The 8,133-nt window shown below is 44.8% G+C and carries 12 protein-coding genes; 7 read left to right on the top strand and 5 right to left on the bottom strand.

Translation table 11 applies throughout. The annotated features are described in order from the left end of the window. Nucleotides 1–384: 384 nt before the first annotated feature. Nucleotides 385–705 carry a helix-turn-helix domain-containing protein gene (locus B3850_RS10905; RefSeq protein WP_286911739.1) on the top strand — a complete coding sequence of 107 codons (321 nt, stop codon included), beginning with the start codon at nt 385–387 and terminating at the stop codon, nt 703–705. Next, on the top strand, nt 702–2,027 hold the full coding sequence (locus tag B3850_RS10900) for a type II toxin-antitoxin system HipA family toxin (RefSeq protein ID WP_286911738.1): 1,326 nt from the start codon (nt 702–704) through the stop codon (nt 2,025–2,027). The genes B3850_RS10905 and B3850_RS10900 overlap by 4 nt, the downstream gene beginning before the upstream one ends. Nucleotides 2,028–2,073: 46 nt before the next feature. Here B3850_RS10900 and B3850_RS10895 read toward each other — a convergent pair whose 3' ends face one another. The 4 genes from B3850_RS10895 to B3850_RS10880 all read right to left on the bottom strand — a co-directional run bounded on the left by B3850_RS10895 (nt 2,074) and on the right by B3850_RS10880 (nt 3,991). Beyond that, entirely contained in the window at nt 2,074–2,424 is a 351-nt protein-coding gene (locus B3850_RS10895) for a VOC family protein (protein ID WP_286911737.1), read from the bottom strand. Between the two features lie 34 nt (nt 2,425–2,458). Next, on the bottom strand, nt 2,459–2,755 hold the full coding sequence (locus B3850_RS10890; RefSeq protein ID WP_286911736.1) for a HigA family addiction module antitoxin: 297 nt from the start codon (nt 2,753–2,755) through the stop codon (nt 2,459–2,461). Further along, complete coding sequence (locus B3850_RS10885; protein WP_053953937.1) at nt 2,755–3,033, bottom strand: type II toxin-antitoxin system RelE/ParE family toxin; 279 nt, start codon at nt 3,031–3,033, stop codon at nt 2,755–2,757. Before B3850_RS10885 ends, B3850_RS10890 begins: the two co-directional genes overlap by 1 nt. 82 nt (nt 3,034–3,115) lie before the next feature. Continuing rightward, nucleotides 3,116–3,991: a DNA ligase gene (locus B3850_RS10880; RefSeq protein WP_286875626.1), complete on the bottom strand. Its 876-nt coding sequence runs from the start codon at nt 3,989–3,991 to the stop codon at nt 3,116–3,118. A gap of 193 nt (nt 3,992–4,184) precedes the next feature. Between B3850_RS10880 and B3850_RS10875 the strand changes: the two genes are divergently transcribed. From B3850_RS10875 to B3850_RS10865, 3 genes are all read left to right on the top strand, one after another. After that, on the top strand, nt 4,185–4,583 hold the full coding sequence (locus tag B3850_RS10875; protein WP_286875628.1) for a thiol-disulfide oxidoreductase DCC family protein: 399 nt from the start codon (nt 4,185–4,187) through the stop codon (nt 4,581–4,583). Nucleotides 4,584–4,764: 181 nt separating this feature from the next. After that, nucleotides 4,765–5,778 carry a virulence protein RhuM/Fic/DOC family protein gene (gene rhuM, locus B3850_RS10870; RefSeq protein ID WP_286911735.1) on the top strand — a complete coding sequence of 338 codons (1,014 nt, stop codon included), beginning with the start codon at nt 4,765–4,767 and terminating at the stop codon, nt 5,776–5,778. Between the two features lie 67 nt (nt 5,779–5,845). Beyond that, the gene (locus B3850_RS10865) at nt 5,846–6,553 is read left to right on the top strand and encodes a nuclease-related domain-containing protein (protein ID WP_286911734.1); all 708 of its coding nucleotides are present in this window, start codon (nt 5,846–5,848) and stop codon (nt 6,551–6,553) included. Here the strand turns inward: B3850_RS10865 and B3850_RS10860 are convergent. Next, nucleotides 6,546–7,109 (bottom strand): DUF7010 family protein, encoded by a 564-nt coding sequence (locus B3850_RS10860; protein WP_286911733.1) that lies wholly within the window; start codon nt 7,107–7,109, stop codon nt 6,546–6,548. The two genes, B3850_RS10865 and B3850_RS10860, sit on opposite strands and share 8 nt — an antisense overlap. A gap of 419 nt (nt 7,110–7,528) precedes the next feature. On the opposite strand from B3850_RS10860, the gene B3850_RS10855 reads away from it, so the two are divergent. Next, entirely contained in the window at nt 7,529–7,756 is a 228-nt protein-coding gene (locus B3850_RS10855) for a hypothetical protein (protein WP_286911732.1), read from the top strand. A gap of 165 nt (nt 7,757–7,921) precedes the next feature. Next, nucleotides 7,922–8,092, top strand: a complete 171-nt coding sequence (locus B3850_RS10850; protein ID WP_088767582.1) for a DUF3545 family protein — start codon at nt 7,922–7,924, stop codon at nt 8,090–8,092. Nucleotides 8,093–8,133: the final 41 nt, after the last annotated feature.

Here is an 8,133-nt window from a genome sequence, read left to right as displayed (position 1 = left end):
CCGGGTTTTGTTGACCACTACAGTTTTGTTGACCACTACAAATTCAAGAAGGCCAAAGTTGTTGTAAGAGCTAAGTGAATGTCTCTTAAAGACACAGATAAATTTCAAGAACTAAATATTGAAATGTCAGCAATCATATCAAAGCGGTCTTGATCTAGTCACTGTATGAAGGGCTGCTTTTGGCACGAAGCGGACTATCGATTCATGCTCAAATCAAGAGCTATTAACACCCTCTGTAAATTATTTATAGCCCTTAAAAAGGCTTCTAAGATGAATTAAGTACTTTATAATCCATATAAAGCATTTTATGTGAAAATAATTACGAACCCTAAATAGTCTGCTACACTCTATTTATAAGTTTAAAGCCTATTTAAGGTTCTTTATATGGATTCTGAACGTGTTTCATCAATCATTGGTCAGCGAGTCAGGCAGTATCGGCTGAATCAGGATTTAACTCAGGAGGACTTAGCTACCTTAGCTAATGTCTCACTGAATGCGGTTAAATCTGCCGAGGGTGGCAAAAGCACCTTACCGACCTATGTCGCAATTCTTCAGGCTTTGGGTCATATCGACAATTTACTGGCCGCATTCCCGGACGAGGGCGTTTCTCCTGTGCAGCTACTCAAAAGTAGCACCAAACAGAAGAAACGGGCGAGCGGTAAAACCCGCGTAAACACTGCTGACAATGAGGAGCTGGACTGGTGATTAATACCATTGAAGTTCGCTACAAAGGTGAGCCTGTCGGTGCCTTAAGTTATAACAAAGGCGACACGGCGGCGCGGTTCGAGTACTTATCTGAATTTGTCGAAAAAGATATTCCGCTGGCGCCTTTAACCATGCCTGCCGAGAAGGGACGAATTTACTCCTTTCCGGGGTTAAATTGGGATACGTTCAGAGGCTTGCCGGGCATGCTTGCGGACTCTTTGCCCGACGACTTTGGTAACGCGGTGCTGAACCAATGGGTTGCGCAACAGCCGGACCGCACCGAACCTCTGAGTCCGCTTGAGCGGCTTCAGTACACCGGTGATAGGGGCATGGGCGCTCTTGAGTATCACCCCGCACGTAAGAATCAAACCAACGCCAAAAACAAAGACATTGAGCTTGAGAGCTTAATGAGGTTAGCGCAGGACGTGCTCGATGCACGAAAGGGCTTTCGTCAGCGCACGCACTTTGACGAGGCGGAAGACATTGAAATGATGCAGGCCTTGTTGGCGGTTGGTACCAGTGCCGGTGGTGCAAGGCCAAAAGCGGTACTGGCGTTTAATAAAGACTTTAGCCAGGTGCGTTCAGGGCAGGGGCTTGTGCCCGAAGGGTTTGAGCATTATCTGCTGAAGTTTGACGGTGTAAAGGAGCGCGACCCGTCTCAGCAAACCTTTGGCGACCCGCTAGGCTACGGCGCCATGGAGTATGTGTATTACTTAATGGCCACGCAAGCCGGCATTCATATGATGCCATGCCACCTGCTGGATGAAGGCAACCGGCGCCATTTTGTGACTAAGCGCTTTGACAGAATCGGCAATGAGAAAAAGCATATTCAAACGCTTACCGCTATTAAACACGTGAATTACCATGACATTGGCGCGTTTTCTTATGAAGAGCTGTTTCAGGTTGCCCGACAGCTGAGGTTGCCACGGGCGGACGCTATCGACTTATTTCGCCGTATGGTCTTTAACCACGTAGCAACCAACCATGATGATCACTCCAAGAACTTTGGTTTTATGCTGGAGGACCAGCAATGGCGGCTAAGCCCGGCTTACGATGTTGCCTTTAGCTTTAAGCCCGGAAACCCCTGGGTAGAGCAGCACTGGATGTCGTTAAATGGCAAGCGCAGCGGCCATACCCGCGCCGATTTTTACTCGCTTGCGGACGTTCAGTTACCAAAGGTAGAGCGCAAAGAAATCGATGCCATTATTGATGATGTGATAAACGCGGTGTCTCAGTGGCGGGAGTTAGCCACTGAACATGAGGTGCCCAAAACGCTTGTGGACTCAATAGATAGTCATCTCAGACTGAAAGACTTTGCCTGAGACGCGTTTATCGGGATAACAATGCGGATTATGTGCCGCAGTTTAATTACTCCGACCACACTGCGTACTCATTCCCGCTAGGGCAGGTAAATTGAAAGCGTCGACCACCGGGAAAATCAAATATCGGCTTAATGACTTTACCGCCTGCGTCTTCAACGCTTTTTAAACTTTGCTCAAGGTCTTTGGTGTATAAAACCACCAATGCGCTGCCCGTTGACGTTTGTGCAACCAAGTCTGATTGGTAAAACCCACCATCGAGCCCCGCATTTTGAATAGCAGAGTATTCCGGGCCATAGTCAACAAACTCCCAGCTAAAGGCCTGTTGAAAAAAGCGCTTGGTAGCTTCAAGGCTCCGCGCTGGTAGTTCAATGTAATTAATTTTGGTTGAGTTCATCATCTGCCTCGCTTAAGGCTTTTTGAAAACGGTTTTGCTATGCAACGGTAAGATCAAGCTTCTGAACCTTATCTAAACTTAAGTTTTTTCCAGCATGCCATAAGTCGTATGCATCCTGCATTGCTAGCCAACTCTCTGGGCTTCTGCCCAAAGCTTTCGATAAACGCAACGCCATTTCAGGACTTATGCCACTTTGGCATTTCAAAACTCTGTTTAAAGTGGAAGGGGAAACATTAAGTTTTTCCGCTAAATACCGACAACTCAATCCAAAGGGCTGCATATAGGTTACTAAAATAAATTCACCAGGATGGACAGGGTTATGCATAATAGACATTAGTGATAATCCTCGTAGTTAAGCAGGTATACGTGACCATCACGAAACTCGAAGGTTAAACGCCAATTGCCACTCACCGCTATCGACCAAATATTTTTTCGAACACCTTTTAACGGATGAAGCCTGTATCCCGGGATATCGAGATCTGAAACTTTCATAGCAGTATTTAATGCCGCTAACTGCATACGTAACCTCGCAGCATGATTTGCTTGAATTCCGCGAGTACTTCCAGTTTCAAAGTAGAGCTTCAGTCCTTTGTGTCTAAATGTTTTGATCATGAGATATTAGTGTAGCGTGTTGCGCAACGGTGTCAATTTGTAATTTATTTCTATTTTCGGCATATGCGCTATGTACTGGATTTTATTCATCTTCGAGCTCCTCCCTAATTCGTAAAAAGCTGGCAAAGCGCGGCACGCCATTATTGGTGTAGCCGTGGTACTTGTAGGTAATGATACTGCCGACAGGTGGAGGATTGGCGCGTTCTGCGTCGGTGAATCCAGTGCCAACAGAAAACTCAATGCCTTGTTGATTGCGCACACGCAGCGCACCGAGCATGTCGGTGTATTTGCCTTTGCCGGGTAAATGGGCGATAACCTCGGCCTCATCGTCGAAATAGGGTTTTAATTTTAATAAAGCGTCGCTTCTGCCAGGCTGATGAAGCGCCGTTGCTAAGTGCAGCATCAGGCCTTCTGCGCCATTCTCAACCATAGCTTGCAGGTGTTTGCTTAACTCATGATTGGAATGAAACCGTTGCTGCTTAACCGGCTTAATATGTTCAGCGTTTATTTGCGTAATTAAGTTTGAATAGTTTTTGTATCGCTCCTTAAATGGTCGCTGTGAGTCAGGCATATCAAACACCATATATTTCACTTGCCGCCAACGGTTGTCCTTTGGTGTTTGGGTACGCACAATAGAGCTTAGCGCCTCAAAGTTCTGACGCTTTGTCCATAGCTCACCATCAAGCCAGACGTCAGGTAGTGGTGCAGTAAACCACTCAGGAGCTGATATTGGGTTCCCTTGCCGAGTCAGTAGTTCGGAACCCGTCCAAATGGCTCGTATACCGTCATACTTTTCGCTGACCAAGTAGTCGCTAATGGGAATGCTCGTGTTTTCTTCATACACTTTTGCCAGTTGGGTTTGCGTTGCTGTCTGCAACGCGGCTGCGGGGAAGGTACAAAAGGCAGCGATAAAAAGTGCCACTAAGTAAATGAAACGAATTTTAGAGAGTGTTGGCATCCTTGCCTCTTATTTGGGATTGAGTTGCAGCGCGTTTGCGCCAGGTGTCATAAAGAGACTAGCATCGGTAGCTAAAATTGGCAGCGTGGCGATGTCGTATTACGAGCTAAGCAAACCGCTTTTCGCATTACGTTATGAGTCAAATGTGCGAAAACAGCGTATAAGATAGTGAAGTTTGCAAAAGGTGGTCCTAATGTCAGAGCACAGTTCGAAACTTATTATTTTCTTTGATGGCGGATGCCCATTGTGCGTAAAGGAAATGAGACATTTAAGAAAGCTTGATGAGAAACGACAAATAACGTTCGAAAATATTAATGAGCCGGACTTTAACCGGCGGTACCCTCAAGTTAACGTTACTAAGGCTAACCAGTATTTACACGGGCAAGTCAGCTCCGGTGAAATGATCTATGGCTTAGATGTTACCCACGCGGCTTGGTCGTTAGTAGGTAAAGGCTGGATGATTGCCCCTTTGCGCTGGCCGGTTATCAGCTGGTTTGCGGATAAAGCCTATTTATTTGTCGCACGTAACCGCAACCGTATTTCCAAACTACTAACAGGTAAAGAGCGCTGCGCGCAGTGTTCAATTGACTGATAAAGGCTTCTCACTGGCTGCTCTATTTGTTGTTTGCTATGCCGTATTCCGGGAGTTGCACGGCTGGCTGGTAATTGACTGCTTTGATGGTTTTATAAAACCAGTATGGCTAAAACCAGAAATCCTGACTATGCTAGGGCATTTATTTGAGAGCAGGATACTCAGGGATGAGGGGTAAAACATGAAAAATACGCAAGTTCAGATATTTGAAAGCCAGGATGGGCAAGCGCAATTGGAAGTGGCTTTGGAACAGGATACGGTGTGGCTGAACCAGACTCAGATGTCATTACTATTCGATACCTCGACCGATAACATAGGTTTGCACCTGAAGAATATTTATAGGGAAGGTGAATTGGAAGCAATGGCAACTACCGAGGATTTCTCGGTAGTTCGGCAAGAAGGCAAACGACAAGTTCGCCGTCGCGTAAAACATTACAACCTTGATGCCATTATTTCTGTGGGTTACCGCGTGAGCTCTAAACGCGCGACACAGTTCCGCCAATGGGCGACGCGGATATTAAAAGAGCACCTGGTTGAAGGCTACACTCTAAACCAACTCCGGCTCCAAGAACGAGGCATTGAATTTGAGCAAGCTCTAAGCTTACTCAGCCGTACTCTTAGCAATCAAGGTTTAGTATCTGAGGAAGGTGAAGCCGTTGCGCAGGTTATCAGTGACTACGCTCGTTCCTGGTCACTGCTGCAGGGGTATGATGAACAAGTTTTAGCAGAAGTTGGCGCTAGGCAAAATGGCATGCAGGTGTTAGACCCTGAAAATGCAATCAATGCTATTCAACAACTTAGAAAAACACTTATCGCTAAAGGGGAAGCTACTGAACTATTCGGACAGGTCCGTGGTAATGGTCTTTCCTCGGCATTAGCGACGATAGAACAAGGCTTTGCCGATGAGTTGTTTTATCCCAATATAGCAAGTCGAGCAGCCCATTTACTCTACTTTATTGTAAAAAACCACCCGTTGGCCGACGGCAATAAACGCTCCGGTTCGTTTCTATTCTTGTGGTACCTACGCCTTAATCAACACTTGTTGGCTAAACCTGTTGACTGGTTGATTAACGACAACACACTTGTAGCTCTGGCACTATTAGTAGCTGAGAGCTTACCGAACCAAAAAGAGTTAATGATTAGGCTGATTGAACATTTTATTCTCCTTAAGGAGCCAGCGGATAGTAAGAATTAAAGCTGACGATTGGCTGCTTTGGTGGTTTAATAGGGCCATCAGTAACAAGGGAAGCAGTCAATTTGTCATGGCCGACACGCAGTACATAACCAAAAATCGTCTTTCTCAGGAAGTGAATAAAGCCCGCATTTGGATCGCTATTATTGGCGCGCCTATTGCGGGCTTTTTAATGTATAACTTGCCAAAATTCTGGTGGATTGTTGGGTTAATTTATCTGTTCAGTATTGTAGGAGCCGCATCCACTAAGCGTTCGGGTGCAAAGGGCGAACTAAAAACACTGAAGCTGTTAGAAAAACTCCCCGATAGCTATGTTTTGTTTAACCAAATTGATGTGCCTAATCCACGAGCCAAACGCGGCTTTACTGAGCTGGATTTGATTGTGGTGGGTCCTAACGGTGTGTTTGTTGTGGAAGTGAAAAACAACAACTCAAAAGTAACGGGAGATGAGCAGTCTCCTAATTGGATAGCTCATAAAGTAGGGCGCAAAGGTGGTCGTTATACCGCTAAAGTTCGCAATCCAATAAAACAGCTAAAAAAACAGGTTCATGTTTTAGCTGAGCACTTGAAGAAAAATCGTGCATCAACCTGGATAGAGGGTGTCGTGTTTTTTTCACACCGCAGCGTTCGGGTTAAGTTGTCTTCACCTCCAAGCGTGCCCGTTCTTGAACGTAAAGGGTTGGTCGAGTATATCCTTAACTATAAGCCGAAGCGGTTACCGTCAAATTTAAATAAGGTGGCTCAAGAATTAGCCTGCTTGAAACAAAAGTCTAACTAGATTCCCGTTTGAGCTTGCGCCATCTGATTTCCAACACGGTAATAGCGAAAACATAAAGCGCGACAATAACCAGAGAAACAGCCAAAAAACGATGCTCAGGAAAGGCATACCATGCTGCAACGACAAGTATTGTGCGGGCTAATCCATGAGCAATACCAATCCAATGCTGGATTATCCATGAAATTGGGATCCACATGAGGCCAGTTAAAACGCCAATAGCTAAGGGTAGGGACGTATAGTCTTCAAGGAAAAAGGGAATAGCGATGGAGTATACCGATGCTGACATAAGCACGGTTAGCATAAAGAGTTTGTCGAAAGTGTTCTTCGGCTTACTCTTATCCAGCATGTTTTCGCCTGTAAATTTAGATAAGAAAAGTGCTAAATAGACAATAGAGCCCGTTGCTATGAAGGTAACGAGTGACAGGGGGAATGGTTCCAGAAATAAGGAACTGGCAGCAATAATACACCAGGCAATAAGTCCTGACAGAGGGGTTGCCAGCAAACGTCGCTGCTTAAACTCTTCTCGTTGAACTTCTAAAGACCGTTCTTGGTTCATTTTTATTTCTCCTTGGTACTTTTAGCTTTAGTAAATAAAAAGCGTCGTCAGTAGTCAATTTATAAAGTTATGAATTTGTAAGTAAATGAGACAAATCCTTGTTCACCCAGCTAAAAGCGGTTTAAAATTAAGGTTCTACCCGCTAATTTAGTGGTTCGAGCTGTCCACCAATAAATGACTTTTGATGAATGAGTACAATGAATAACGACCAAAGCCTTAAAGAGAAACTGAGTGAACACTTAATAAAAGTTCCTAAATGGATGAGGTTTGTTTTGGTTTTTGCTCCGTATGTGACTCTTTTTTATTTCGATCTAAGTCTTTGGGGGCAGCTGTATGGCGCGTTAATGGTTTTGTTTGCGTTCTATATCACTCCTGATGCCTTTTCTCGGTCTCATAACAGAAGTGAGGTGAAAAATATTATGGCACTGCTCGATGCTCAAGGTGATAAGCTTCGGGTCGGCCTTGAGCAGGTACCTTCAACTAAGTTAAAGCGCGTAGCGGTTGGTGAGTACAATAAAAGCTTGGCTATTCTGAGCTTTCCTTTTAACTATCAAATTAGCCACCATTATGTCTTTCCCATCCAACAGCTAGATTCGGTGCGAGAGTTCTTTAAAACCAACTATCCGCAGGTAGATCTCATCACCTAATTCTTCACAGCTTTGCCATTTTTAATTAACAAAACTGCAACAAAAGACTTTTAAAGTATCAAAGTGTGTGGTACTTATGAGTTGTGGTGTTTTTGTTAACAAGTGCGCTAACACCATCGCAAAAAACATAAGAATAAAGTCGTATAAAAAGCAGGAGGTCTTACCATGGATCATTCAGAAGAACTGCAAAAGGTAAATGACAAGTCTGGCAAGGGTCGCGCTGCGAAACGTAAATGGCGCGAAATAGAGCAGCTGAAAGAAAAGTATCGGCTGCGGGAAGAACTCTCCGAAATGGACTACTCGCTAGACCTCGACTTAGAAGAAATCGAACTCTAAAAAGAAACGCCGCTTGATTCATTTCAAGCGGCGTTTTTGCT

The sequence above is a fragment of the Idiomarina sp. UBA4520 genome (genome assembly GCF_002388365.1).
Lineage (GTDB): Bacteria > Pseudomonadota > Gammaproteobacteria > Enterobacterales > Alteromonadaceae > Idiomarina > Idiomarina zobellii.
Note: the sequence above shows the minus strand (reverse complement) of the source record. Positions and strands in the feature narration are given on the sequence as shown.

What these genes read in the sequence shown, in the direction of transcription:
- B3850_RS10855 (WP_286911732.1), top strand. Translation starts at nt 7,529, where the DNA reads ATGGCACTGCTCGATGCTCAAGGTGATAAGCTTCGGGTCGGCCTTGAG.
- B3850_RS10885 (WP_053953937.1), bottom strand. Translation starts at nt 3,033, where the DNA reads ATGATCAAAACATTTAGACACAAAGGACTGAAGCTCTACTTTGAAACT.
- B3850_RS10895 (WP_286911737.1), bottom strand. Translation starts at nt 2,424, where the DNA reads ATGATGAACTCAACCAAAATTAATTACATTGAACTACCAGCGCGGAGC.
- B3850_RS10905 (WP_286911739.1), top strand. Translation starts at nt 385, where the DNA reads ATGGATTCTGAACGTGTTTCATCAATCATTGGTCAGCGAGTCAGGCAG.
- B3850_RS10880 (WP_286875626.1), bottom strand. Translation starts at nt 3,991, where the DNA reads ATGCCAACACTCTCTAAAATTCGTTTCATTTACTTAGTGGCACTTTTT.
- B3850_RS10860 (WP_286911733.1), bottom strand. Translation starts at nt 7,109, where the DNA reads ATGAACCAAGAACGGTCTTTAGAAGTTCAACGAGAAGAGTTTAAGCAG.
- B3850_RS10890 (WP_286911736.1), bottom strand. Translation starts at nt 2,755, where the DNA reads ATGTCTATTATGCATAACCCTGTCCATCCTGGTGAATTTATTTTAGTA.
- rhuM (WP_286911735.1), top strand. Translation starts at nt 4,765, where the DNA reads ATGAAAAATACGCAAGTTCAGATATTTGAAAGCCAGGATGGGCAAGCG.
- B3850_RS10875 (WP_286875628.1), top strand. Translation starts at nt 4,185, where the DNA reads ATGTCAGAGCACAGTTCGAAACTTATTATTTTCTTTGATGGCGGATGC.
- B3850_RS10865 (WP_286911734.1), top strand. Translation starts at nt 5,846, where the DNA reads ATGGCCGACACGCAGTACATAACCAAAAATCGTCTTTCTCAGGAAGTG.
- B3850_RS10850 (WP_088767582.1), top strand. Translation starts at nt 7,922, where the DNA reads ATGGATCATTCAGAAGAACTGCAAAAGGTAAATGACAAGTCTGGCAAG.